The organism is Streptomyces sp. NPDC028907 (assembly GCF_055564995.1).
Genome location: NZ_JBVHVE010000010.1, coordinates 15024 through 39520, shown reverse-complemented (window position 1 = coordinate 39520; position 24497 = coordinate 15024). Strand labels below are relative to the sequence as shown.

The 24497-nt window shown below is 71.5% G+C and carries 21 protein-coding genes and 1 pseudogene; 15 read left to right on the top strand and 7 right to left on the bottom strand.

What is annotated here, in order from left to right; all coding sequences use genetic code 11:
* Positions 1-6: 6 nt before the first annotated feature.
* Entirely contained in the window at positions 7-1221 is a 1215-nt protein-coding gene (locus ACZ4UU_RS28515) for a PP2C family protein-serine/threonine phosphatase (RefSeq protein WP_471906223.1), read from the bottom strand.
* A 155-nt stretch (positions 1222-1376) separates the two neighbouring features.
* Between ACZ4UU_RS28515 and ACZ4UU_RS28510 the strand changes: the two genes are divergently transcribed.
* Complete coding sequence (locus ACZ4UU_RS28510) at positions 1377-1865, top strand: MarR family winged helix-turn-helix transcriptional regulator (RefSeq protein WP_471906222.1); 489 nt, start codon at positions 1377-1379, stop codon at positions 1863-1865.
* A gap of 164 nt (positions 1866-2029) precedes the next feature.
* Here ACZ4UU_RS28510 and ACZ4UU_RS28505 read toward each other — a convergent pair whose 3' ends face one another.
* The gene (locus ACZ4UU_RS28505) at positions 2030-2428 is read right to left on the bottom strand and encodes an STAS domain-containing protein (protein ID WP_471906221.1); all 399 of its coding nucleotides are present in this window, start codon (positions 2426-2428) and stop codon (positions 2030-2032) included.
* A 325-nt stretch (positions 2429-2753) separates the two neighbouring features.
* Between ACZ4UU_RS28505 and ACZ4UU_RS28500 the strand changes: the two genes are divergently transcribed.
* Complete coding sequence (locus ACZ4UU_RS28500; RefSeq protein ID WP_471906220.1) at positions 2754-3227, top strand: ATP-binding protein; 474 nt, start codon at positions 2754-2756, stop codon at positions 3225-3227.
* A 522-nt stretch (positions 3228-3749) separates the two neighbouring features.
* On the opposite strand, the gene ACZ4UU_RS28495 is transcribed toward ACZ4UU_RS28500, so the two are convergent.
* Positions 3750-4625 (bottom strand): RNA polymerase sigma factor SigF, encoded by an 876-nt coding sequence (locus ACZ4UU_RS28495; protein ID WP_471906219.1) that lies wholly within the window; start codon positions 4623-4625, stop codon positions 3750-3752.
* A gap of 381 nt (positions 4626-5006) precedes the next feature.
* Between ACZ4UU_RS28495 and ACZ4UU_RS28490 the strand changes: the two genes are divergently transcribed.
* The 3 genes from ACZ4UU_RS28490 (at position 5007) to ACZ4UU_RS28480 (ending at position 6822) form a co-directional block, all read left to right on the top strand.
* Positions 5007-5897: a SigB/SigF/SigG family RNA polymerase sigma factor gene (locus ACZ4UU_RS28490; RefSeq protein ID WP_471906218.1), complete on the top strand. Its 891-nt coding sequence runs from the start codon at positions 5007-5009 to the stop codon at positions 5895-5897.
* A 71-nt stretch (positions 5898-5968) separates the two neighbouring features.
* A complete protein-coding gene (locus ACZ4UU_RS28485; RefSeq protein ID WP_471906217.1) occupies positions 5969-6232 on the top strand; it encodes a DUF5133 domain-containing protein in 264 nt (87 codons plus the stop codon).
* A gap of 149 nt (positions 6233-6381) precedes the next feature.
* Entirely contained in the window at positions 6382-6822 is a 441-nt protein-coding gene (locus ACZ4UU_RS28480; RefSeq protein ID WP_471906216.1) for an ATP-binding protein, read from the top strand.
* A gap of 42 nt (positions 6823-6864) precedes the next feature.
* Here the strand turns inward: ACZ4UU_RS28480 and ACZ4UU_RS28475 are convergent, their stop codons facing one another.
* The 3 genes from ACZ4UU_RS28475 to ACZ4UU_RS28465 all read right to left on the bottom strand — a co-directional run bounded on the left by ACZ4UU_RS28475 (position 6865) and on the right by ACZ4UU_RS28465 (position 8080).
* The gene (locus ACZ4UU_RS28475) at positions 6865-7302 is read right to left on the bottom strand and encodes an ATP-binding protein (protein ID WP_471906215.1); all 438 of its coding nucleotides are present in this window, start codon (positions 7300-7302) and stop codon (positions 6865-6867) included.
* Between the two features lie 118 nt (positions 7303-7420).
* On the bottom strand, positions 7421-7837 hold the full coding sequence (locus tag ACZ4UU_RS28470) for a hypothetical protein (protein ID WP_471906509.1): 417 nt from the start codon (positions 7835-7837) through the stop codon (positions 7421-7423).
* An 84-nt stretch (positions 7838-7921) separates the two neighbouring features.
* The gene (locus ACZ4UU_RS28465) at positions 7922-8080 is read right to left on the bottom strand and encodes a hypothetical protein (RefSeq protein ID WP_471906214.1); all 159 of its coding nucleotides are present in this window, start codon (positions 8078-8080) and stop codon (positions 7922-7924) included.
* Between the two features lie 218 nt (positions 8081-8298).
* Between ACZ4UU_RS28465 and ACZ4UU_RS28460 the strand changes: the two genes are divergently transcribed.
* The 5 genes and pseudogenes from ACZ4UU_RS28460 to ACZ4UU_RS28440 all read left to right on the top strand — a co-directional run bounded on the left by ACZ4UU_RS28460 (position 8299) and on the right by ACZ4UU_RS28440 (position 13342).
* Entirely contained in the window at positions 8299-10113 is a 1815-nt protein-coding gene (locus ACZ4UU_RS28460; protein WP_471906213.1) for an ABC transporter ATP-binding protein, read from the top strand.
* Positions 10114-10144: 31 nt separating this feature from the next.
* Positions 10145-10342: pseudogene (locus ACZ4UU_RS28455) on the top strand (MarR family transcriptional regulator); the annotation flags it as partial.
* A gap of 55 nt (positions 10343-10397) precedes the next feature.
* Positions 10398-10691, top strand: a complete 294-nt coding sequence (locus ACZ4UU_RS28450) for a hypothetical protein (protein WP_471906521.1) — start codon at positions 10398-10400, stop codon at positions 10689-10691.
* 31 nt (positions 10692-10722) lie between these two features.
* Positions 10723-11424, top strand: a complete 702-nt coding sequence (locus ACZ4UU_RS28445; protein WP_471906212.1) for a class I SAM-dependent DNA methyltransferase — start codon at positions 10723-10725, stop codon at positions 11422-11424.
* 52 nt (positions 11425-11476) lie between these two features.
* Positions 11477-13342, top strand: coding sequence for a SpoIIE family protein phosphatase (locus ACZ4UU_RS28440; RefSeq protein WP_471906211.1), 1866 nt, complete (start codon positions 11477-11479; stop codon positions 13340-13342).
* Between the two features lies 1 nt (position 13343).
* Here ACZ4UU_RS28440 and ACZ4UU_RS28435 read toward each other — a convergent pair whose 3' ends face one another.
* The gene (locus ACZ4UU_RS28435) at positions 13344-15026 is read right to left on the bottom strand and encodes a tetratricopeptide repeat protein (protein ID WP_471906210.1); all 1683 of its coding nucleotides are present in this window, start codon (positions 15024-15026) and stop codon (positions 13344-13346) included.
* Between the two features lie 347 nt (positions 15027-15373).
* Here ACZ4UU_RS28435 and ACZ4UU_RS28430 point away from each other — a divergent pair, with 347 nt between their 5' ends.
* The 5 genes from ACZ4UU_RS28430 (at position 15374) to ACZ4UU_RS28410 (ending at position 24404) form a co-directional block, all read left to right on the top strand.
* Positions 15374-17905 carry a SpoIIE family protein phosphatase gene (locus ACZ4UU_RS28430; RefSeq protein WP_471906209.1) on the top strand — a complete coding sequence of 844 codons (2532 nt, stop codon included), beginning with the start codon at positions 15374-15376 and terminating at the stop codon, positions 17903-17905.
* A gap of 165 nt (positions 17906-18070) precedes the next feature.
* Positions 18071-20839 carry a SpoIIE family protein phosphatase gene (locus ACZ4UU_RS28425; RefSeq protein ID WP_471906208.1) on the top strand — a complete coding sequence of 923 codons (2769 nt, stop codon included), beginning with the start codon at positions 18071-18073 and terminating at the stop codon, positions 20837-20839.
* A gap of 133 nt (positions 20840-20972) precedes the next feature.
* Positions 20973-21797, top strand: a complete 825-nt coding sequence (locus ACZ4UU_RS28420) for a chitosanase (protein WP_471906207.1) — start codon at positions 20973-20975, stop codon at positions 21795-21797.
* Positions 21798-21960: 163 nt separating this feature from the next.
* A complete protein-coding gene (locus ACZ4UU_RS28415; protein WP_471906206.1) occupies positions 21961-23325 on the top strand; it encodes an FAD-dependent oxidoreductase in 1365 nt (454 codons plus the stop codon).
* A 113-nt stretch (positions 23326-23438) separates the two neighbouring features.
* On the top strand, positions 23439-24404 hold the full coding sequence (locus ACZ4UU_RS28410) for a DUF1152 domain-containing protein (protein ID WP_471906205.1): 966 nt from the start codon (positions 23439-23441) through the stop codon (positions 24402-24404).
* Positions 24405-24497: the final 93 nt, after the last annotated feature.

The following is a 24497-nucleotide window of genomic DNA, read 5'->3' as shown; positions in this document are numbered from 1 at the left end:
GTTCGGTCAGGGCGAGCGCCGCGGCCCGAACCAGTCGAGACAGACCACGAGCGCGTCGTCGTCGGGCACGGGTGTGCCGCGGTGACCGGCCAGTTCTCTCAGCACGGCGCGGGGGACCTCCGCCGCGGGCAGCAGGCTGGTGGACACGATGGCGCGGGCCAGCGCGCGCTCCCCGTACCGCTCGCCGCCGGGCGCGGCGACGGCGTACACCCCGTCGCTGGCGAAGACGAGCCGGTCGCCGGGTTCGAGGTCCAGGTCGAGTTCCTGGGCGACGTAGTCCGTCTCCTCGAACATGCCCAGGGGAAGCTGCTCGTCGAGTGCGAAGGCGGTGACGGTACGGCCGCGCAGCCGCAGCATCTGCGGTGATCCGGCGTCGACGACCTGGAGCCGGCCCGTGCGCAGGTCGAGGTCGAGCAGCAGCACGGACAGATGGGCGTCGCCCCGGTACTGGGCGTGGACGGCCTGGTCGGCGAGGGCGGCCTGGTCCGCGATGGACAGGCCGGCTCGCCGTGCGTTGCGCAGCGCGTTGATGCCCAGGTTGGTCAGGAGGGAGGCCTCGATCCCTTCGCCCATGCCGTTGGTGATGTAGAGCATCAGGCGGTCGGCGTCGGCGGACCAGTCGAAGTTGTCGCCGAAGATCGCGTAGGCGGGTTCGAGCTGGGCGCCGATCGCGTACTCGGCGCGGGTGCAGGAGCGGCCCGGCAGGAGTTGCCACTGCATCTCCGCGGCCAGGGTGAGCCGGTCGGTGCGGCGTACCCGCAGGTACAGGTCGGTGTCCCGGTCGGCGACGACCACCTCGTGCCCGAGTACCTGTGCCACGTCGGCCAGTTCGTCCAGGCACTCCTCGGCCTGCTCGGCGGACGGCATGGTGACGGCCAGGACGCCGAGCCGGTCGCCGCGTACGGTCACCGGCAGGTGCAGGCGTACCCGGCCGTCGGACAGCTTCTCGGCGAAGGGCTCCTGGGAGCCGAAGGCCCGTCCGGCGGGGCTCCCGTGCGCCGACACCGGTTCGGGCGGACCGGCCGCCGGGGCGCCGGGTCGGCCGGGGTCGGTGCCGTGGCCGGTGGGCACGGGCTGGAGGGTGGCGAGGCCGTAGTCGGCCAGGAAGAGCTGGACGGTCGTCGCCGCGTACTCGTCGCACAGTACTTCGCAGACCGCGTCCACCAGTTGGTGCGGGGCGGCGGAGCGAAGCGCCCGCTCGGCTGCCACGAATCTGTTCACGATGTCGGATACGCCAATCTTGTCACGGTGACGGCGCTGGACCCGCGCTGCCGCGGACGCCGCCCATCGGTCCTTGTTGTCCGTATCTAGTGTTCTGCACGTATTGTCCGGAGCCGCGGGCTGACAGTGCCGGTGAAGCCTGGAAGAGTGGGGGCGTGACTTCCTCCTACTCGCATCCGCGGCCGGACGAGGTGGCGCGTGTGACCTCCGAGGCCGCCGAGTTGCTGGAGGTCCTGTGGGGCCGGGCCTCGACGGCGCCGGTGTCCGCCTCCCAGATCCGGGTGCTCTTCATCCTGGAGCACAGCGACGGCATCAACCTGCGCATGCTCGCCGAGGCCCTCGGCTCCACGCCGCCCTCGACCAGCCGGCTCTGCGACCGCCTCCAGGCGGTGGGCTTCGTCGAGCGGGCGCCCAGCGCCGCCAGCCGCCGGGAACTGCGCCTGCATCTGAGCCGGCACGGACGGACCTTCCTGACGGAGTTGCGCGCCCGGCGTGAGGCGGCGCTCCAGTCCGTGCTGGAGCAGATGCCCGTCACCAAGCGCACCGCCCTGCTGGAGGGACTGGAGGCGTTCTGCGCGGCGGCGTCCGCGGAGATCCACGAGGGCGACGAAGCCTCCGACGCGACAGACGCGCGAAGCGCGTGAAACCCGGCGACGCGGTCCGTCCTCGTTGCTGACCGGCACGTTCCACACCCCTCCCGCGCTTGACTAGCTCACTCTGTTGCCTCATGGCCATAGTTGTCAAACGGCAACTGTCAGGGGTGTGGGTGCACTCGTGCTCGCTGAACTGCCCTTCCGGGCAACGGCCTTCACTCCTCCGTCGAGCACGAGGGCCCTGGATCCGGCTGGGAGTCAGCGGTCGCGAGCGCTTCCTCGGCGCTCTCCACGATCGGGACGGTGATGCTGACACCGGTGAGATCCATGATCCGGCGGACGGCGGGCGTCGGGGAGATGACGTACACGCCTCCCGGGATCTCCCGCACCTCCTGATAGGCCCTCAGGACGATGTTCATGCCGGACGAGTCCATGAAGGGGACGCCGGCGATGTCGAGCAGGAAGTGCCGGCGACCGTGGTGGAGCTGGTTGGCGAGGTGGTGCTGCAACTCGGTGGCCGTATCCATGTCCAGGTCGCCCTCGACCGTCAGCAGTACGGCGTCTTCCCGGGGCACTTCCACCTTGATCGACAGGGGATTCTGGGCAACGGACACAAGTACCTCCCACAGGCGTTGACGATCGGGACGGGTGCCCCGACGAACGGATTTGATGCATCGCGTTCCGCGCGGGCGGTGACCGTCCGTCGATGCGTTCGCCCGCCTACCCCCGAATGTCGGCAGCACACAGGGCTCGTGCGAGCAAGCGGTGCGCGTCACCTTTCTGGCTGTTTTTGCGTGCATCAGCGCCCTGAACGGTTTGGTGGCCGATCGAACGGTCACGCGATGGGAGAGAAGCATCACGCGATGTGGAGGAGGGACGGGGCCTCGGGCCGACGCGCCGGAGTCCGCCTCCCGCCTCTGTCAGTCAGGGAGCGAAGGGATGAGTGAGAAGTACCTGACCGGTCCCACCAGCGCCTCGGCGGGTACGGGCCGTCTGCACGGCAGGCCGCGCAGTCCGGCCGAGGCCCGCGGAACCGTACGCCGGATCCTGTCCGAACAGACCCGCGCCCAGGGCACCATCTGCGCCCCGGACACGCTCTCGGACGCACTGCTGGTGACGTCGGAACTGACGACCAACGCCATGCTGCACGGCGGCGGCATCACCGACTTCGACGTCGAGGTCGTCGGCCAGAACCTGTACCTGTCCGTCAGCGACCGAGAACGCCGCCACCCGGTCACCCTCAACCCGACCGACCCCCGCGGTCGCCACCGCTGCGGCGGCCGAGGCTGGCCGATCGTGTGCCGGCTCGCCCGCACGGTACGGATCGCGGACCTGCCGACCGGGGGCAAGCGGGTCACTGCGGTGATTCCCCTGAGGGGGGCGGTGGGGAGGGGGGCTGTTGATCGGGCTTGACGGGGTGTGGGGTGGAGGGCTGAGGGCTCGGCCCTGAGCCGATTGGGGTTGGACGAGTGCGTCGAGGGGCGGCGTCACCTCACCGGACCGGGCGATGTTCGGGGGCGGGGCCCGGGCGCGGCGACCGACTCGGCGGGGCCGGGAGCCAGACAGGTCAGAAGCGGTGAGGTCCGCAGGCCGTGAGGCTGGGCCTCGGACAGACCAGGAAGCGGGCAGGGCGGGAAGTCGCCCACGCCGACGGTCGCCAGGCCGGGGGCGCACAAGCCGACGGGCGGAGGAGCCAGCCCTCGGCCGGCAGGCGGGACTTTCGCACCCCTCCAGGCCTGGTCCGGCTCCAACCAGCCGGGAACACACAGCTGACGCCCCGGGCCCACAAGAACGGCAGCAACCGCGGCGACCGTGAACTCGGCTGAACCGGAACGTCAGCCAGCCCTGGCCCTAGCCATCGCGCGCGTCGATACGCAGACGGTCCCGCCCCGCTGACGCTGCCGTTCCTCCGCGAGAGCGACCCCGTAGGTCCCCTCAGGCGACCCCGGGCTCCAGCAGTCCGGCGCGCAGTTGCTTGATGATGCGGCTGATGAGGCGGGAGACGTGCATCTGGGAGACGCCGATGCGGTCGGCGATCTGGGCCTGGGTGAGTTCCTCGACGAAGCGCAGGTGGATGATGCGGCGCTCACGTTCGCCCAGTTCGGCGATGAGGGGCGCCAACGAGTGGAAGTCCTCGACGAGTTCCAGCGACGGATCCTCCTCGCCGAGGAACGCAGCCAGTACGGACTCGCTGTTCTCGGCGTCGGAGGTGACGGCCGCGTCCAGGGAGGCGGACTGGTAGCAGTTGGCGGCCTTGCGGGCCTCGATGACCTCTTCCTCCGACAGCGACATCAGCTCCGAGAGCTCACGCGTGGTCGGGGTCCGGCCCAGCCGGGAGCCGAGCTCCTCCGTCGCCTTGGCCAGCTCCGCACGCGCCTCCTGGAGCCGGCGCGGCACATGGACGGCCCAGCTCGTGTCGCGGAAGAAGCGCTTGATCTCGCCGACGATGTACGGCACCGCGAAGGTCGTGAACTCGACCTCCCGGGACACCTCGAAGCGGTCGATGGCCTTGATCAGCCCGATGGTTCCGACCTGGACGATGTCCTCCAGCGAGTCCCCGCGGGCGCGGAACCGCGACGCCGTGTACCGCACGAGCGACAGGTTCATCTCGATCAGCGTGTTGCGCACGTACTGGTAGTCGTGCGTGCCCTCTTCCAGCATGACCAGTCGGTCGAAGAACTGACGCGACAACTCGCGTGCGTCCTGCGGGCTCACCCTCGTCGGGTCCTCGATCTGCGGCAGCGCCGCCCCGTCCGTCGTGACCGTCTCCTCTGCCGTGGCCGTTGCCTGCGCCACCGTCACGGCTGCCATGCCGCCCTCCCCATCACCGGAACAAGTTGTCCTTCCCCGCGTGCCCGAACTCGCGCGTCTCATGCGCCTTCCGACGACCTCCTTCGCCGCGCGAGGGCACAACGGCGAGTTCTGGCGTGAAGCCAACCCTTTGGCGAAGTCCGATCCATGGGCCCCGACACATCGGCTGCGCAACACCGCAGCCCACCACCCCTTCCCCCATCCTTCGTCCACCCGCACTCGTTTGCGTACGGAGTTGCGGGGCATGCGGGATCTCGTGCTTCGGACCAGAGGCGCTCCGGTGCGACAGGTGTGACCACTCCAGGGCCGTTCCGCCCGGGCACCCGCACCCGCACCGTTTCCACGGAGATTCCCTGAGAAGCCGTTCAGGAGCTGTTCCGCATGCTGGTTGAGACGTCCGCACACGGTTCCGACCGATCCGCCCGTCCCCGCGTGTCCGGTGGCCGCGTCCACGACGACGCCCCCGACACCGCGTCCGACTTCGCCCGCCTCGCCGACCTGCCCGAGGGGGCCGAGCGAGACGCGGTGCGGGACGAACTGACCAAGGTGTGGCTGCCCATGGCGCACCGCATCGCCGGCCGATTCCGCAACCGCGGTGAGTCGCTGGAGGATCTGCGTCAGGTCGCGGCCCTCGGACTGGTGAAGGCGATAGACCGATACGAACCCGGCCGAGGCGCCTTCGAGAGCTACGCCGTGCCCACCATCACCGGGGAGATCAAGCGCCACTTCCGGGACCGGATGTGGGCCCTCAGGGTCCCCCGTCGCGTCCAGGAGCTGCGCAACAAGGTACGGATCGCGCGCCGCGACCTGACCGACAACGCCGGCGGCGCCAACCCGTCGGTCGCCGAGATCGCCGCCCACGCGGGGCTCACCGAGGACGAGGTCAACACCGGGCTGGAGGCCCTGGAGAGCTTCAGCACCCTGTCCCTCGACGCCGAGATGTCCGCCAGCGACGACGGCTTCAGCCTCGCCGACACGATCGGCGGCTGCGACGAGGCGTACGACGTCGTCGTCGACCGGGAGGCGGCGAAGGCGGGGCTACGGCGCCTGCCCGAGCGTGAACGCGCCATTTTGTACATGCGCTTCTTCGAGGACATGACGCAGAGCCGCATCGCCGAGCAGCTTGGCATCTCCCAGATGCATGTCTCCCGTCTCATCAGCCGGTGCTGCGCGCGGATCCGGGACGAGGCGCTGGACCAGGGGGCGCACCACGGACCTTGCTGCGACGACGACGGCGGCGGCAACGGCAGCGGTGGTGGCCGGTTCGCGTAGTGGCCGGTTCGAGTAGCGGTGGGCCGCACGACGCCCGACGTCCCCAGTTCGCCTCACCCAGGAGCCCACACATGCTGATGCCCCATCCGACGATGCTGCGCAGACTCGTCGAGGAGTACGAGACTCTCATGGCCCAGCAGGGCGACACGCAGGACGGTCTGAGCCGGCGCGACCCGCGCGCGCAGGATCTGGCCTACACACTGTGCGTGTCGACCGGAACACGCGAGGTGGGGCGGGCCCTGGAGGCGGCCCGTCGGCTGCTCGCCGCCGCCGCGCACGACCCCGGCGGCACCTGTGGCGCACCCGCGCCCCATGATTCGGCCGCGCACGGGTAGGCGCAGCCCCAGGAACCCGGACGGACGAACGAGGATCGGAGACGACAGCGTGCGAGGAATGGTGAAGTGACCGAAGCCGCAGACATCTTGGTGCCCGCCCGCGACGCTCGGGGAGTGATGAGCGCTTCGCGGGCGGCGCACGAGCAACCGTGAAGCCGATCGAGCGCCGTCCGGCCGGGGACCGCCGCACGGTGTGTCCCCGGCCGGTCCCGATCACCAGCGCGGCGACGGCACGGAGTTACGTGCGGTCGGTCGTGGAAGAGCACAGGGGTGCTCCGTCCGGCCCGGCGAGTGAGCGAGCCGTCATGGATCTGCTGCTCGTCGTGTCGGAGGCGGTCACCAACGCCATCCGGCACGGCGGCGGCCTCGCGGGGTTCGAGGTGGCGCTGCTGCCGGAGGGGGTGAGACTGAGCGTGCACGACTACAGCGACGCCGTCCCCTCCGCCGCGTACGGACCCGGCACGCTCCCCCCCGCCCATGAGGGCAGCGGATACGGATGGCCCCTGATCATCCGGCTGTCCCGCGAGATCCACATCGAGCGCCGCCGCACGGGCGGCAAGACGGTCACCGTGCTGGTGCCGCTGACCTGAGTGTCCGCGCCCGAGCCCGCTGGGGAACGTCACCGGATCAGGTCACCAGGGCAGGAACGCGTGCACGTCCTTGCCGTCCTCCCGCACCACCACGCTCACCTGGTCGCAGAGCGTGTGGATCAGATACCAGCCGATGCCGCCGCCACTTCCGGTGCCGGGGTGGAAGGGCCGCGGGGCGGGCGGTGTGGTGCTCGTGTCGCTGAGCGTCACATGGACACCGTCGAACGCCTTGCGCAGCGTCAGTCCGAACGGCCCGGGCGCGTACTGGATCGCGTTGGCGGCGAGTTCGGTGACCACCAGCACGATGTCGTCCCGGTACTCGGGCGTCTGCGGTGGTGCGGACCGCGCGAGCGTCGTCAGGTACTTCTCCGCGCTGAGGCGGGCTCTCGTCACATCACCGAATCCCCCGTCAAACCTGACCTCGCAGTCCTGTGTCCCTTCGGAAGACGGTTTGCCGCCTCCACGCGATTCGGTCGCCATCACACCTTCTCGGGCCCGTCTGCCGTTGGCCGCGGTGACTCGTTCTGGTACTTCCAACGCTGCTGGTTCCCAGGCTGAGCGCGGCTACGCGTCCGGAATGGTAGGAGCCCCCGGGACATCACGGAAGAGAGGGGCTTCTGGGGCGCTCCTGGGCAGGCCGTATCCCGGCTCGCCGCTCGTGGCGCAGCGCCACCCCGGTGACGACCGCGCCGGTCCCCTCCCACAGGCCCACGCCGAGCAAGCCTGCGGGAGCCCGGCCGGTGATCACCGCGAGAGTGAAGACGGTGCAGGTCAGCAGGCGGAAGGGGACGGTCCAGCGGAAGAAGGCCGTCCAGTCGGAGAGCGCGGCCAGCACGTAGTACACGCCCATGTTGAGCGCCGCCATGGAGGATGCGGTCAGGAAGACCAGGGTGTGGTCGCCCTCCGCCCGCCGGGCACCCTCGGCCGGGGCGAAACCCATGACCGTGAGCAGGGCGTCCGGCGCGACCAGTCCCACACCCCCCATGACGGCGGCGAGGACGCCGAACACGGCCATGGTCCAGCCGGACACCGATCGGGGCAGAAGTCGCACGAAGTCCTCCACGGGTCAGGGGAGTCGAACCCTCGGCGGCTCGGCCCCTCAGCGTCGGGCGCCGCCTCTGCGGGCGTTGTTGTACAGGCGTAGCAGGTGCTTGGCGACCGCGCACGGGGCCGCGTCCGCATGGCACTGCCGGCAGGCCCGCATGTGGTGCTCGTAGTCGGCAAGCGCTTGCTGAAGGGCTTCGTTCGGAGCTGACATCGATGTCCTCGGGGTTCTACGACATGGAGGGGGGCGGGCCCGACGGGCGCCGAGAGTGACCGCGACGGGGCACTCGAGAGAGAAGTTGATCATGTTACTCGTGGTACGGGGAAGTCGCGGCCGCGCCGCCACCGGCCGGAAAACCCTTGGACGCCCGGCCCGCCGACACGGGACACTGCGTACTCGAACCGTAACTCCAAGTAGTCGTCAGGGGTGGGATGGGAACGCCTGAATCACGCAGGGTCCTACCGGGCAAACGCTCGGTGCTTCTCGCACTTCGTTACTACGGACGGGAGTTGGCCCGTCTGCGATGGCTGACGGTACCGGCGATGCTGTTGTCGGCCGTGGGCAACATCGGGATCAACTACATCGCGCCGCTGATCGTCGCCAAGCTGGTCGGCGGCATCGCGAGCGACAAGGACGTCACCCTCGGCTCGACCCTGCCGTACGTCCTCGGCTTCGTCGGGGTGCTGCTGCTCGCGGAAGCGCTGTGGCGCGTCGCCCTGCACTGTCTGAACCGGCTGGACGCCCTGGGCATCGAGCATCTGTACGTCATCGGGATGGACGAGCTGTTCGCCAAGGACGCCGCGTTCTTCCACGACAACTTCGCCGGGTCGCTCACCAAGCGCGTGCTGAGCTTCGCGTCCCGTTTCGAGCAGTTCGTCGACACCCTGACGTTCCAGATCGTGGGCAGCTTCGTGCCGTTGGTGTTCGGCGCGGTGGTGCTGTGGCGCTACGAACCGCTGCTGGTCGTCGGGCTGCTGACGATGATCGCGGTGACCGCGCTGTGCGTGGTACCCCTGATCCGGCGCCGTCAGGCGCTCGTCGACCTGCGGGAGGAGGCCATCGCCCGGGTGGCCGGGCATGTCGCCGACAGCCTGATGAACATGGACACGGTGCGGGCGTTCGCCGCCGAAGGCCGCGAGGCCGCCGAGCACCGCTCCCGCGTCGCGGCGTCGCGCCGGCTCACGCTGCGGTCGTGGGACTACGGCAATCTGCGCATCGACACACTGGTCGCGCCGATGTCGGTGTTGACCAACGCGCTGGGCCTGCTGCTCGCGGTCACGCTCGGCGGCGGCGCGCACGGCGTGGAGGCGATCGTGGTCGCGTTCACCTACTACACCAACGCGACGCGGATCATGTTCGAGTTCAACCAGATCTACCGTCGGCTGGAGAGCTCGATGACGGAGGCCGCGCAGTTCACCGAGTTGCTGCTGAGGCCGCCGACCGTGCTCGACCCGCCGTCGCCGGAGCCGCTGCTGCCCGGTGCGGCCGATGTCCGCTTCGAGAAGGTGACCTTCGCGCACGCCGGGGGCCGGCCACTGTTCCAGGGACTTGAGCTGGAGGTGCCCGACGGGGCGAAGATCGGTCTGGTCGGCCGGTCGGGCGGTGGCAAGACCACGCTCACCCGGCTGCTGCTGCGGATGACGGACATCGAGAGCGGGCGCATCCTGGTCGGCGGTCAGGACATCAGCCGACTGCGCCAGGCGGACCTGCGCGGCCTGATGGCGTACGTGCCGCAGGACCCGGCGATGTTCCACCGCACCCTGCGGGACAACATCGCCTTCGCCCGGCCGGACGCCACCGATGCCGAGATCCGCCGCGCGGCCGAGGCGGCCCATGTCACGGAGTTCGCCGACGCCCTGCCGGACGGCTTCGACACCATGGTGGGCGAACGCGGCGTCAAGCTGTCGGGCGGTCAGCGCCAGCGGGTCGCCCTCGCCCGGGCGATCCTGCGCGACGCGCCGATCCTGCTGCTCGACGAGGCGACCAGCGCCCTGGACTCCGAGAGCGAGGTCCTGGTCCAGGAAGCGCTGTGGCGGCTCATGGACGGGCGGACGGCGCTGGTGGTGGCGCACCGGCTGAGCACGGTCGCCGGCATGGACCGGCTCGTCGTCCTCGACCGTGGGCAGATCGTCGAGCAGGGCACGCACGACGGGCTCCTCGCGTTGGACGGTGCCTACGCCAAGCTGTGGAAGCACCAGTCGGGCGGCTTCCTCGACGACACCCCCGCACAGGCCGAGCTGCCCTGACCTCGGTGGGAGTACGCCCGCTGTTGTTCGGTTCGACGTCCTCACCGCGCTGCGCCGGGCAGGCGCCCCGTACCGGCTCACCGCCGGACTGCCGGCCGCCTCGGGCCTCACCTCGTCCGCGGGGGTGACGCTGCGTCTCGACCGGCTGGAGAACGACGGGCTGAACGTGCGCGAGCGCGACGCGGTCGACCGGCGCGTCGTCTACTCGCGACTCACCGACGCCGGGCTGAAGGGGGGACGAGGTCTTCGCCGAGGGCCAGTTCGGCGGCGACTCGGCGGGCAGCGTGCTGATCTGGACGCCCCTGTCAGCGGTGTTGTTCTTCGGCGGCAACATCTGCCTGTACCTGTACACGCCCAAGCCCTTCCCGACCCGGATGCGAGCCCTCGGCGTCATCCTCGGCCCGATCGTCGTCGGCGCGGTGTACGCGGGCGGCGCCCTCGGCACCGTCTTCGTGACGCTCGCTGCGGTCGCCCTCGTCGGGGCGGTCACGGCGAGGGGTGGCCGCGGAGGAGACGGCCGGGCGGCGGCTGGAGGACGTGGCGCCGTAGCGTGTCCGTCAGTACAGGTGTCCGTATAGATTCCTGTATGGATCCGAAAAATGCCCCATAATGCCTCAGAGGAGACACCTTGTGAGTAACCCTGCCGACGAGCTCGACCACGGGACCCTACGGCCCGACCGCACAGGTCAGGCCGAGGCCTTCGACGCCATCGGCGAGCGTTACGACGAGGCCTTCCCGCACAAGGAAGGGCAGGTCGCGGCAGCCGAATGGCTCATCGGGTCGCTGCCGGCGGGATCCCGGGCGCTGGACCTCGGGTGCGGCACCGGGCTCCCGACCGCGGGCCAGCTGGCGGCGGCCGGCGTCGAGGTCGTCGGGGTGGATCTGTCGGACGGGATGGTCACGCTGGCCCGCGCCAACGTGCCCGGCGGGGTGTTCCACCAGGCGGACATCGCCGATCTGCGGCCCGGCGGGGCGCTGGACCTCGGCCGCTTCGACGCGGTGACCGCCTTCTTCTCCCTGCTCATGCTGCCGCGCGACGAGATTCCCGTCGCCCTGCGGACCATCCGCCATCTGCTGGTCCCGCAGGGCCTTCTCGCGCTGTCGATGGTGGAGGCCGACGTGGACGACTTCGAGATCCCGTTCCTCGGCAACAGCATCCGCGTCTCCGGCTATCTGCGGGACGAGCTGCGCGAGGTGGTCGAGGCGGCGGACTTCGAGATCCTCGACGAGTCCTCGTACAGCTACGCCCCTGCGGCCGCCGACATCCAGCCCGAGGTGCAGATCTTCCTGCGGTGCAGGCGGCACGCCTGACGACTGCCGATCCGTCCGCTCCCGCGCGGGCCGCACGGCCGGAAGGACAGGGATGACGAAGCAGCCCGGGGCCGGTGAGGACATCCGGGGACAGACGCCCGGCGTGCGCGAACGTGCCGCGCTCGCCTGCCGGCCGCAGCAGCCCGGCCCGTCGCCCCGGCCCGCGGAAGCCGTTCGTGGATCCCCGCGCGGCGACGGTCCCGCCGTCACCGAACCGCAGACCGACAGGCTCCGGTACCTCGACGCGGCGACCCGCCGGATCGCGCGCGGCATGGACCTCGACGAGACCCTCGACGAGCTGTGCCGGGCGGCTGTCCCGGCCTTCGCCGACACGGCGTTCGTCCATCTGTACGCCCCGCTCCCGGTCGGCGACGAGACCGGCGCCGCCCCCGGCATACTGCGCCTGCACACCGTGGACCGCGCACCGCCCCGGGACCCCGCCCCGCGGGGCTGCGGACCTCCCCCGCCCGGCACCGGCCCGGCCCGGGCGGCGGACACCGTACGCCCCGCCGGCGACGGACCGCTCGCCGCTCTGCTGCGGGACGGGCGGCCGGTGCTGGGACACACCCGGGGCGCCGCGGCCGCGGCGGCCGAGCTGCTGGGTACGGCGAACGTGCCGCCGGCGGGACCGTCCGGACGGCGGCTCGTCATCGCCCCGCTGCACGGCCGCAGCCATGTCCTGGGCAGCGTCGTCCTCGTGCGCGACCCGGGCCGGCCGGACTTCACCGGCGACGACCTGCTCGTGGCCTCGCAGCTCGCCACGCACACCGCACTCGGGCTGGAGAAGGCGATGCTGTACGAGCGGGAGGCGTCCGTCGCGGACGCGTTGCAGCGCACGATGCTCCCGCCGTCCCTCCCGGAGCCGCCCGGCGTGCGACTGGCCAGCCGCTATCTGCCGTCCTCGCGGACCGCGCAGGTCGGCGGCGACTGGTACGACGCGATCCCCCTGCCCGGCAACCGCGTCGCTCTGGTCATCGGCGATGTGATGGGCCACTCCATGACGTCGGCCGCGATCATGGGTCAGCTGCGCACCAGCGTGCAGACCCTGGCCGGGCTCGACCTGCCCCCGGACGAGGTCCTCCACCACCTCGACGAACAGGCGGCCCGGCTCGGCAGCGAGCACACGGCGACCTGCCTGTACGCCCTGTACGACCCCGTGCAGCACCGGCTGCTGCTGTCCAACGCGGGCCATCTGCCGCCGGTGCTGCTGCGTCCCGACGGCGGCGTGGAGGTCCTCCAGGTCCCGCCCGGCGCGCCGATCGGCGTCGGCAGCGGCGGATTCGAGTCCGTGGAGACCCACGCGCCAGCCGGGGCCGCGCTGCTGCTGTACACCGACGGCCTGGTCGAGTCCCGTGACTCGGACGTCCTGACCGGGGTGGAGCGGCTGTGCGCACGGCTGCGCGCCGCCGCCTCCGGCGCCACGCCGCTCGCCTTGGAGACACTGTGCGACGAGGCCCTCGGCACGCTCGGCCCGGACGGCCGGGACGACGATGTCGCGCTGCTCGCCGCCCGCTTCGAGGGTCTGCTGCCGGAGACCGTCGCCTACTGGTACATGGCGCCTCGCCCGCAGACCGCCGGCCAGGCCCGGCGGCTGACCCGCAGGACGCTCGGCCACTGGGGGCTGGACTCGATCGTGGAGACCACCGAGCTCATGGTCAGCGAGGTGGTGGCCAACGCCGTACGGTTCGCGTCCCGGCCGATCACGCTGCGGCTGCTCTGCACGGACGTACTGCGCTGCGAAGTGGGTGACGACTCCCCCGTGGTGCCGAGGATGCGGCACGCGCGGCTGAGCGACGAGGGCGGCCGCGGGTTGTTCCTGGTCGACCAGCTGGCCCGGCGCTGGGGCGCGACGAGGGTGAGCACGGGCAAGATCGTCTGGTTCGAGCAGCCCCTGCCCGGCCCACCCCCGGACCGGTGAGTCAACCGGCGCAGCAGTCCCCGTGGGCGGCCGCCCGGGTGGTCGTGTCGAGTCGGCAGAAGCAGGAGGCCTCGATCGGTACGTCCGCCAGCGCGGCGGCCAGACGCAGCTGCTGGGCCAGCATCTGTGCCTCCCCCGTCCGGCCAAGGCGCATCAGGCACTCGTGCAGTCCGTGCAGGGACCAGACGTTCCCGGGGTGCTGCAACGGGCGCGGGAGAGTCCCGTCGAGGCCCAGGTCGGCCCGGTAGACCGCTTCCGCCTCCTCGACGCGTCCCTGTTCGAGCAGGAGGGCGCCATAGGCGTGCCGGGTGGGCTGCATCCAGCCCCACGGCTCGTCGTAGGGGAGGTTGTCGTCCAGGTCGATGGAGCGTTCCAGGGCGGCGAAGGCGGCGTCGTGGTTGCCCTTGCGGTACTCCAGTTCGCCGTCGAGCATCGCCGAGGCGACGGCGAGGATGTCGGCGCAGGTGTTGTTGAAGAGCATGCGGGTCTCGGGGACCCGGGCGACGGCCGCGTGGAAGAGCCGGCGTTCGGCGTCGGCCTCGGGGACGCGGTGGGTGGCGGAGAGGGCGACGCCCCGGGCGTAGTGGAGCATCGCCGTCGTCATGCAGTACAGCTCGGGGTCGGCGGGCATCGGCAGGTCCAGGATGTCGTCCCAGCGGCCGAAGCGGATCAGGACGTGCACCCGCATGGCGAGGAACGCCTCCAGCCAGTCGGCCATGGGCGGGCTCGGCACGCGCAGCAGGTCTTCCGGGATGGACGCCTCCAGTTGCGCCGCGGTGTCGAGGGCGACCTGGCTCTGGCCGAGGAACATCGCGCCGTAGATCTTGAAGTGGTAGTTGTGCGAGCGGTACAGGGTGTAGAAGTTCATCGCCCCGGCCCGGGCGTGGTATTTCTCGTCGGCCGCGATCGCCGCGGTGTTGTCGGAGACCACCCGTCGGTAGTCGCCGCACAGCACCTCCAGGTGCGAGGGCATGTGCAGCAGGTGCCCGGCGTCCGGAACCAGGCCGCGCAGCCGGTCCGCGACGGCCAGGGCCGCCTCGGGGGTCGGGGACATCTCCATCAGGTGGATGTACATGTGGACCACCCCCGTGTGCTCGCGTCCCGCGTCGGTGGCCAGAGCACGGTCGAGGACGGCCTTGGCCTCCGCGGTACGGGCGCCCTCGGCCGGTTCGCCCGTCCTCAGGTCCCACAGCTGCCAGGGCGTGAGGTTCATCAGGGCGTCGGCGTACAGGGTCGCGATGTCCGGGTCGTCCGGGGCGTGCTCGTAGACCGTGCGCATGCTGTCGGCGTAGGGGGCGTTCCAGACCGAGCAGTCCTCGACGGCCTTCGCCTGCGGGTAGCGGGCGCGCAGTGCGGCGATCAGAGCCTGTTCCACCGGGGTGGCGGCCGCCGCCTTCTCGTGCGCCAGCTCCACGGCGGCGTGGGTACGGTCGACGGTGCGGACGAGGTCCTGTTCGTCGAAGAACTCCCAGGGTTTGTTGTAGTTCGGGCCGAGTGCGTAGGCGATGCCCCAGTGGGCCATGGCGCAGTCCGGATCGGCCTGCGCTGCGGCCTCGAAGCAGGCGACGGCCTCCTCGTGGTGGAAGGCGTACGTCCACGTCAGACCGCGGTCGAACCAGAGCTGCGCCTGGGCGGAGGACGTGGTCACGGAGCGGGTGTAGGTGCCGAGGTCGTAGTACTCCATGGTCGGTCTCCTGCCTGTGCTGCGCCCGGCGGTCAGTTCCCGAGTCTTCCCGAGGAGCTCGGGTCTCGCACCGACAACGGGGCGGGCCCGTGCGCGGTTTCGGGCCGGGCGTCCCGGCGCCGGAGAATTCAGACGGTGCCTCGCACCCGGGGCGCTTTTCGGACCGGGGCCGCCGGCGCGCGCCGGCGGCCGAACGGCGTCGGTCCGGGTCCGCTGGGTACCCGGCCCACGGTGCGGCGGCGGCTCGGCGAGGCGGCGAAGTGGGCCGCCCCAGGTGCGGGCGAGGGGGCTCGTGGCGCATTCTTGCTGTGTCGCGCGCGTGAAGGCGTACGGACGAGGTAGGGCCGATGACTGGGAGCGCCGAAGGCGCAGAGCGCACGCCCGGCAGGCTGGCGGCGCTGCTGATCGATGCCTCGGCGGAGGCGATCAGCGCGGCCGGTGGTCGCGTCGGCGGGGTATATCTGCGCTCCGGCACGCCCGGGCTGCTGCGGCTGGCGGTGCTGGAAGGGTTGCCCGGCCCGCTGTTCCGGCCATGGTGGCGCGTGCACGTGGACCGGCCGTTCCCCGTGGCGGACGCCTACCGGCTCGGCGTCGAGGTCGTGCTGCCGAACGCCACGGAGGCGATGCGCCGCTATCCGCAGTACGCGGCCGGTCTGCCCTTCCCGTTCGGCTCCCTGTACGCGCCCGTCGCGGGCCGGTCGAGCATCTACGGAGTGCTGACGGCGCTGCTGCCGTCGGCGGCGGACGCCACGGAGCTGCTGCCTGTGCGCGAGCGCATGGCGCAGCTCGCCGAGGAGCTGGGCACGGCCCTGGAGAAGCTGGAGGACCAGGACCCGTCGGCGGTGGCCTGGGAGGGCGGGCCCCTGTGTGTCCGGCCGCCCGCGAGCCGCCCGCCCTCCGGGCACCTCGGACGGTTCGCCTGGGATCCGGTGAGCGGTCTCCTGACGGCGGACGAGCGCCTGAACGTCGAACTGGGTTCGGCCGCGGCCGAGGCCCACGGCACCGCGGAAGGGTTCGCGGACGCGGTCGCTCCGGGGGACGCGGAGCGGATCCTGGCGGCGCTGCGGGAGGCGGCCGGTGGCCGTCCGCCCGCCCTGCCGCTGGTCGTGCGCGGCCCCGACGGTGCGCCCCGGCTGGTCGAGGTCTGGGGACCGTACGACGACTCGGGCCTGCCCCGGGCGGCGACCGTACGGGGTGTCGTCCTGGACCCGGGGCCCGGCACGGTGGCGGACGCGGCGGCCGATCTGCTGCCGGACGGGGTGCTGTGCCTGGACCGGCTCGGGGCGGTCGTCTACGCGAATCCGCACGCGGCCCGGCTGCTGCGCCGGCCGCGCACCGAGCTGTTGGGCCGGCCCCTGTGGGAGGGCGTGCCGTGGCTCAATCAGCCCACCCTCGAGGACCATCTGCGTGGAGCGCTGCTGTCCCCGGACCCGGTGCACTTCCATGTCCGCAGACCGTCCGCCCATGGACGTGAGCCCGCCGCGCCCGCCATCGCGGGCGACTGGCTGGCCCTGTCCGTCTATCCCGGCCCGGACCTGCTGACCTGCACGATCCGGCTGGGCCACCGGGTGGCGGACAGCCCGTCCGCCCCCGCCCTGCCCGATGCGCTCGGCGCGCCGGAACCGGCCGGCGCTCCGTCGCTCAGCCCCCTGTACCGGCCCATCGTGCTCGCCATCGCACTCACCGAGGCGGTCACCGCCCGCCAGGTGTCCGCCGTGGTGATGCGGGAGCTGCTGCCCGCGTTCGGCGGGCGTCGGCTGGCCATCTATCTGCTCCAGGAGCGGCATCTGTACCTGGCCTGGGAGACCGGCTTCCCCAAGGGGTTCCTCGCCCCGTTCGACGGAGTGGGGCTGGACGAGCGGCTGCCGGGGGTCGAGACGCTGACCAGCGGGCGCCCGCTGTTCTTCGACTCGATGCAGCAGCTCGCCGACGCCTATCCGGGGATCGCGCTGGACGCGACGGAGGGCGCGCGCGCCTTCCTGCCGCTGATCGCCTCCGGGCGTCCGGTCGGCTCCTGCATCCTCGGTTTCGACCGGCCGCGCGGCTTCAGCACCGAGGAACGCACGGTGCTCACCGCCATGGCCGGGCTGATCGCCCACGCCATGGAGAAGGCGCAGCGCTACGAGAGCGAGGCCGCGCTGGCCAGGGGGCTGCAGCAGGCGCTGCTTCCGCGGCGGCTGTCGCAGCACCCGCTGATGGAGACCGCCGGACGCTATCTCCCCGGCACCCAGGGCATGGAGGTCGGCGGCGACTGGTACGACGTCGTCGCCGCCGGCGACGGGCTGGCCCTGGTCATCGGCGATGTGCAGGGGCACGGGGTGCAGGCGGCGGCCACCATGGGCCAGCTGCGCAGCGCCGTGCGGGCCTTCGCCCTCGGCGACCGGCCGCCCGACGAAGTCATGAGCGGCACCAATCACCTGCTCATCGACCTCGACGCCGGTCTGTTCGCGAGCTGCTGCTACATCCGGCTGGACCCCGCGACCGGCATCGCCCAGGCCGCCGTGGCCGGGCATCCGCCGCCGCTGCTGCGCCGCCCGGACGGCCGCACGCAGGTCGTCGACCTGCCCGGCGGGGTGGTGCTCGGCGTGGACCCGCAGGCCACCTATCCGGTGGCGGAGCTGCGGATGGAGCCGGGCGCCGTCCTGGCGCTCTACACGGACGGGCTGGTGGAGCGGCCCGGGGTCGACATCGACGACGGGATCAGCGCGCTGCGGGTGGCGTTGGCCAAGGCCGGTGCGCCCGGTGCCCGGCCCGGCGGGCGGACGCTGGCGGGCGTCGCCGACCGGCTGACCGCGGCCGCCCGGCACTCGGCCGACCGCCCCGACGACATCGCGCTGCTGCTGGCCACCCGACGGGCCGCCGCCCCGCGCCGGAAGTGACCCCGCGAGCGGCCGGGATCCGGCGGCGTAACCCTGTTGCGGGGGCGGGAGTTGCGCGGATCCTGCGCTTCACACCTGTGGCGGATGTGTGGGGGACGCGGCATGCGCTGTCACGGGCTGTTGCGTCTCTCGCCTCCGAAGGCCCGGCAGTGTAGACATGGGCACATGGTCCGACTATGGGGTCGCTCCGGGGCCCGGTCGGCCCGTCGTCCGAGCGGTGTGCGCACAGGGGAGGCGCCCGGCCGCGTCCGCGGGGTGTCCGCGGGCGTGCTGCCGCGCGAGGAGCAGCGCCAGGGACGGTTCCCCGGGGTGCGGGCGACGCTCGGTGGGCGCAGCGTCGCAGGTCAGGTGTTCGTGCTGCAAGTGGTGATCGTGCTGCTGCTGGTGGTCGCCGCGGTGGTGGCCCTGGTGCTCCAGGTGCGGTACGACACCACTGAGGAGGCCCGCAACCGTTCGGTGGCGGTCGCCGAGTCGTTCGCCAACGCTCCCGGCACCCGGGAGGCGCTGGACGGCCCCGACCCCACGGCCGTGCTGCAACCACGGGCGGAGGCGGCGCGCGAGGCGACGGGCGTGGACTTCATCGTCGTCATGAACACCGACGGCATCCGCTACACCCACCCGAAGACGGACCGGATCGGGAAGAAGTTCGTCGGGAACCTGGAACCGGCTCTGCAGGGCCGGGTCGTGACCGAGCAGATCACCGGCACCATCGGGCCGCTGGTGCAGGCCGTGGTCCCGGTCGAGGATCCCGACGGGAAGGTCGTCGGGCTGGTGTCGGCCGGAATCACGACGGCGACGGTGGGCGGCACGGCGGACCGGCAGCTGCCGCTCGTCCTCACCGCCGCGGCGGTGGCACTCGCCCTGGCCACGGCGGGTACGGCGCTGGTCAGCAGGCGGCTGCTGCGGCAGACGCACGGTCTGGGGCCGGACGAGATGACCCGGATGTACGAGCACCACGACGCCGTTCTGCACGCCGTCCGGGAGGGCGTGATCATCGTCGGCACCGAAGGGCGGCTGCTGCTCGCCAACGACGAGGCGCACCGGCTGCTCGATCTGCCCGCGGACGCCGAGGGCCGCAGGGTGCTGCACCTCGGCCTCGCGCCGGACACCGCCGAACTGCTGGACTCAGGCCGAATGGCCACCGACGAGGTGCACCTGGTCAAGGACCGGCTGCTGGCGGTCAACCAGCGCCCCACCACGCTCCGGGGCCGCCCGTCCGGCAGCGTCGCCACGCTGCGCGACTCGACCGAGCTGCGGGCCCTGTCCGGCCGCGCCGAGGAGGCCCGCGAGCGTCTGAACATGCTGTACGACGCCGGTGTGGGCATCGGCACCAGCCTGGACGTCACCCGGACCGCCGAGGAACTGGCGGAGCTGGCGGTGCCCCGGTTCGCGGACTTCGCCACCGTCGACCTGTTCGAGGCCGTGCTGGGCGGCGGGCAGCCGGAGGGCGTGACGCGGCTGCGCCGCACGGCGTGCGGCGGCATACGCAAGGACGCGCCGCTGTACCCGGTGGGCGAGGAGATCCGGTTCGTGGACTCCTCACCGCAGGCACGCGCGCTGAAGGACGGGCAGGCCGTCGTCGAGCCGCGGCTGGAGGAGGCGCCGGGCTGGCGTGCCCAGGATCCGGAGCGGTCGGCGCAGGTGGTGGACTTCGGCATCCACTCGCTGGTCGCGGTGCCGCTCCGGGCGGGGTCCCTGGTGCTGGGTGTGGTGAGCTTCTGGCGGTCGCGGAAGGCCGAGCCGTTCGACGCCGACGAGGTGGCTCTCGCCGAGGAACTGGTCGCCCGGGCCGCGGTGTCCATCGACAACGCCCGTCGGTACACGCGCGAGCACAGCATGGCGGTGACGCTCCAGCGCAGTCTGCTGCCGCGCAGCCTGCCCGAGCAGAACGCGCTCGACATCGCCTACCGGTATCTGCCGGCGCAGGCCGGTGTCGGCGGGGACTGGTTCGACGTGCTGCCGCTGTCCGGTGCGCGGGTCGCGCTGGTGGTGGGGGACGTCGTGGGCCACGGGCTGCACGCGGCGGCCACGATGGGCCGGCTGCGGACGGCGGTGCACAACTTCTCCGCCCTGGACCTGCCGCCCGACGAACTGCTCGCGCTCCTGGACGAGCTGGTCGCCCGGATCGACCAGGACGAGACGGAGGAGGACGCCGACACCGCCCCGGTGACCGGAGCGACCTGTCTGTACGCGGTGTACGACCCGGTGTCCCAGCGGTGCACGATCGCCCGCGCCGGCCATCCGCCGCCGGCCCTGATCCAGCCGGACGGCTCGGTCGACTTCCCGGACGTCCCCGCCGGTCCGCCGCTCGGTCTGGGCGGGCTGCCGTTCGAGACGGCCGAGCTGGAGCTGGCCGAGGACAGCCGGCTGGTGCTCTACACGGACGGGCTCGTGGAGGACCGGGGGCGGGACATCGACGAGGGTCTGGAGCTGCTGCGCGCCGCGCTGGCCCGGGCCGGCCGGTCACCGGAGGAGACCTGCCAGGCCGTACTGGAGGCCCGGCAGCCGGGCCGGGCGAGCGACGACATCGCACTGATCGTGGCGCGTACCCGGGCGCTCGGGACGGACCTGGTCGCCGAGTGGCAGGTGCCGTCCGATCCGGCGGCCGTGGGCCAGGTGCGCTCGGCCGTGACCCGGACTCTTCAGGTGTGGGGCCTGGAGGAGCTGTCGTTCACCACGGAACTCATCCTGAGCGAGCTGGTCACCAACGCGATCCGGTACGGCGGTGAGCCGATCCGGGTGCGGATGCTGCGCGACCGCAGTCTGATCTGCGAGGTCTTCGACAGCAGCAGCACCTCGCCGCATCTGCGGTACGCGACCATGACGGACGAGGGCGGGCGCGGACTGTTCCTGGTCGCGCAGCTGGCCGACCGCTGGGGCACGCGTTATCTGCCCGCGGGCAAGGTGATCTGGGCGGAGCAGCCGCTGCCGTAGTCCCGCGGCTGTTTGTGCATAGGTACGAACCTTTGACGCGACCGGTGCCCCTCGCACTCCGCTTCTGGTAGGAAACTTTCCTATCAGTATCCAACGGCCAACTCCCCACCCCCCACCATCACTTGGAGCCGCCGTGAAGCACCCCTCGCACCTCTCGCGCCGCCGCGCCCTCCTCGCCCTGTCCGGGGCGTCGCTGGCGTCGGTCCCGCTCCTCAACTCCCCGCATGCCGCCGCGCTGTGCGCCACCGCCGCGGGCCTCGACGACCCGGCGAAGAAGGAGATCGCCATGCAACTGGTGTCGAGCGCGGAGAACTCCTCGCTCGACTGGAAGGCGCAGTACAAGTACATCGAGGACATCGGCGACGGCCGCGGCTACACGGCCGGGATCATCGGCTTCTGCTCCGGCACGGGCGACATGCTCGACCTGGTCGAGCTGTACGCCCACCGCCGCCCCGGCAACGCCCTAGCCCGGTACCTGCCGGCCCTGCGCCGGGTGAACGGCTCCGACTCGCACGACGGACTCGACCCGGACTTCCCCCGCGACTGGGCCCGGGCCGCGCAGGACCAGGAGTTCCGGCGGGCGCAGAACGACGAACGGGACCGGGTGTACTTCGACCCGGCCGTGCGACAGGGCAAGACCGACGGGCTGCGCGTGCTCGGGCAGTTCGCGTACTACGACGCCATCGTCATGCACGGCGACGGCAGCGACCCGGCCGGCTTCCGCAACATCCGTAAGCGCGCCCTGAACCGGGCCAAGCCGCCGGCGCAGGGCGGCGACGAGGTGACCTATCTGCACGCCTTCCTGGACGCGCGGGTGTGGGCCATGAAGCAGGAGGAGGCGCACAGCGACACCAGCAGGGTCGACACGGCCCAGCGGGTCTTCCTGCGCGAGGGCAACCTCGACCTCGATCCGCCGCTCGACTGGAAGGTGTACGGGGACAGCTACCACATAGGCTGACGGCGACCCGGGGTTGTCGTTCCGCCGCGTGGTACGGCAACCCCGGAATTACCCATAGAATCGATTTATGAGCTCATAGGTTGGACCCGCGTACCGACTTAGGCTTGCCTTAGTTTAGGCTTCCCGACGAGATCGCTTGTCACCACTCGAAGGGACCCTGATCATGCCCCGCCCCCTGCGGGTAGCCATCGTCGGAGCCGGCCCCGCCGGGATCTACGCCGCCGACGCTCTGCTCAAGTCCGACGTGGCCGCCGAACCCGGCGTGTCCATCGACCTCTTCGAGCGCATGCCGGCGCCGTTCGGCCTGATCCGTTACGGCGTGGCGCCCGACCACCCGCGCATCAAGGGCATCATCACGGCCCTCCACCAGGTGCTCGACAAGCCGCAGATCCGCCTCTTCGGCAACGTCGACTACCCGACGGACCTCAACCTGGACGACCTGCGCGCGTTCTACGACGCCGTGATCTTCTCCACCGGCGCGACGGCCGACCGGGCGCTGCCGATCCCCGGCATCGACCTCGACGGATCGTACGGCGCCGCGGACTTCGTCTCCTGGTACGACGGCCACCCGGACGTGCCGCGCACCTGGCCGCTTCAGGCCGAGAAGGTCGCCGTCCTCGGCGTCGGCAACGTCGCCCTCGACGTGGCCCGCATCCTCGCCAAGACGGCGGACGAGCTGCTGCCCACGGAGATCCCGCCGAACGTCTACGACGGACTGAAGGCCAACAAGGCCTTGGAGGTCCACGTGTTCGGCCGCCGTGGCCCGGCGCAGGCGAAGTTCTCCCCGATGGAGCTGCGGGAGCTGGACCACTCCCCCAACATCGAGGTCATCGTCGACCCCGAGGACATCGACTACGACGAGGGCTCGATCGAGACCCGGCGCGGCAACAAGCAGGCCGACATGGTCGCCAAGACCCTGGAGAACTGGGCGATCCGCGACGTCGGCAACCGGCCGCACAAGCTCTTCCTGCACTTCTTCGAGTCGCCCTCGGAGATCCTCGGCGAGGACGGCAAGGTCGTCGGCCTGCGCACCGAGCGCACCACCCTCGACGGCACCGGCAACGTCAAGGGCACCGGCGAGTTCAAGGACTGGGACGTCACCGCGATCTACCGCGCCGTCGGCTACCTCTCCGACAAACTCCCCAAGCTGCCCTGGGACATCGAGTCGGGCACGGTCCCGGACGCGGGCGGCCGCGTCATACAGGAGAGCGGCGAGCACCTTCAGTCGACGTATGTCACCGGCTGGATCCGGCGCGGCCCGGTGGGTCTGATCGGCCACACCAAGGGCGACGCCAACGAGACGGTGGCCAACCTCCTGGACGACTTCGCGAACGGCCGTCTGCAGACGCCTGTCTCGCCCGAGCCGGAGGCCGTGGACGCCTTCCTCGCCGAGCGCGAGGTCCGCTTCACCACGTGGGAGGGCTGGTACAAGCTCGACGCCGCCGAGAAGGCACTGGGCGAGCCGCAGGGCCGCGAGCGCGTGAAGCTCGTCGAGCGCGAGGACATGCTGCGCGAGAGCGGCGCGTGAGTCGCGTGCGGTGACACGACGCCGGAGAGGGCCGGGGGTTCGTCCCCGGCCCTCTCCGGCTTCTCACGGGCTTCACGGGCTGCGCGGTGATCGCCACCTGTTAACGTCCCCCGGTGTTCTCACTACTGGAGCCCCCCTTCTTCACCCGGCTGCGTGACGCGCGCCGGGTTCTCGTCGCCGGCGCGGGCGGCGGTTTCGACGTGTACGCCGGTGTGCCGCTGGCCCTCGCGCTGCGGGCGGCCGGCAAGGAGGTCCACCTGGCCAACCTGTCCTTCTCGGATCTGTACGGGCTGGACCTCGACGTGTGGGTGGACCACGACGTCGCGGCGATACGCCCGGACACCACCATCCGCGGCGACTACTTCCCCGAACGGGCTCTCGCCGGCTGGCTCGCCCTCCAGGACCTGCCCGACACGGTGTACGCCTTCCCGCTCACCGGCGTCCGGCCCCTCAGGGACGCCTACCGGGCCCTGCTGGAGCACCTGGGCGGCGTGGACGCCATCGTGCTGGTGGACGGCGGGACCGACATCCTGATGCGCGGCGACGAGCACGGGCTGGGCACACCGGAGGAGGACATGGCGAGCCTCGCCGCCGTGTCCGGACTCGATGAGGTCCCGGTACGACTCGTGGCCTGTCTCGGGTTCGGCGTGGACTCCTACCACGGGGTCAACCACTCCCTCGTGCTGGAGAACCTCGCCGCGCTGGAGCGCGAGGGCGGCTACCTCGGCACCTTCTCGCTGCCTCGCCACAGCCGCGAGGGCAGCCTGTTCCTCGACGCGGTCGAGCACGCCCGGCGGTGCACGCCGGACCACCCGAGCATCGTCCAGGGTTCCGTGGCGGCGGCCGTACGCGGCGACTTCGGCGACGTCCGGTTCACCGAGCGCACCAAGGACAGCGAGCTGTTCATCAATCCGCTGATGGCCCTGTACTTCTGCGTCGACGCGCCCGCCCTGGCCCGGCGCAACCTCTATCTCGACCGGCTCGCGAACACCGCGCTGATGCGCCAGGTCAGCTCGGTCATCGCGGAGTTCCGCGACGAACTCCCGCGCCAGCGGCCACCGCGGGCGTACCCGCACTGACGCGCTTTTGTCTCACATTCCGGTGAAGTCGCCCCAGTCGGCTCGCGACCCACATACACTCCTGATCTTCACAGAAGCTCCATACAGGGGGGT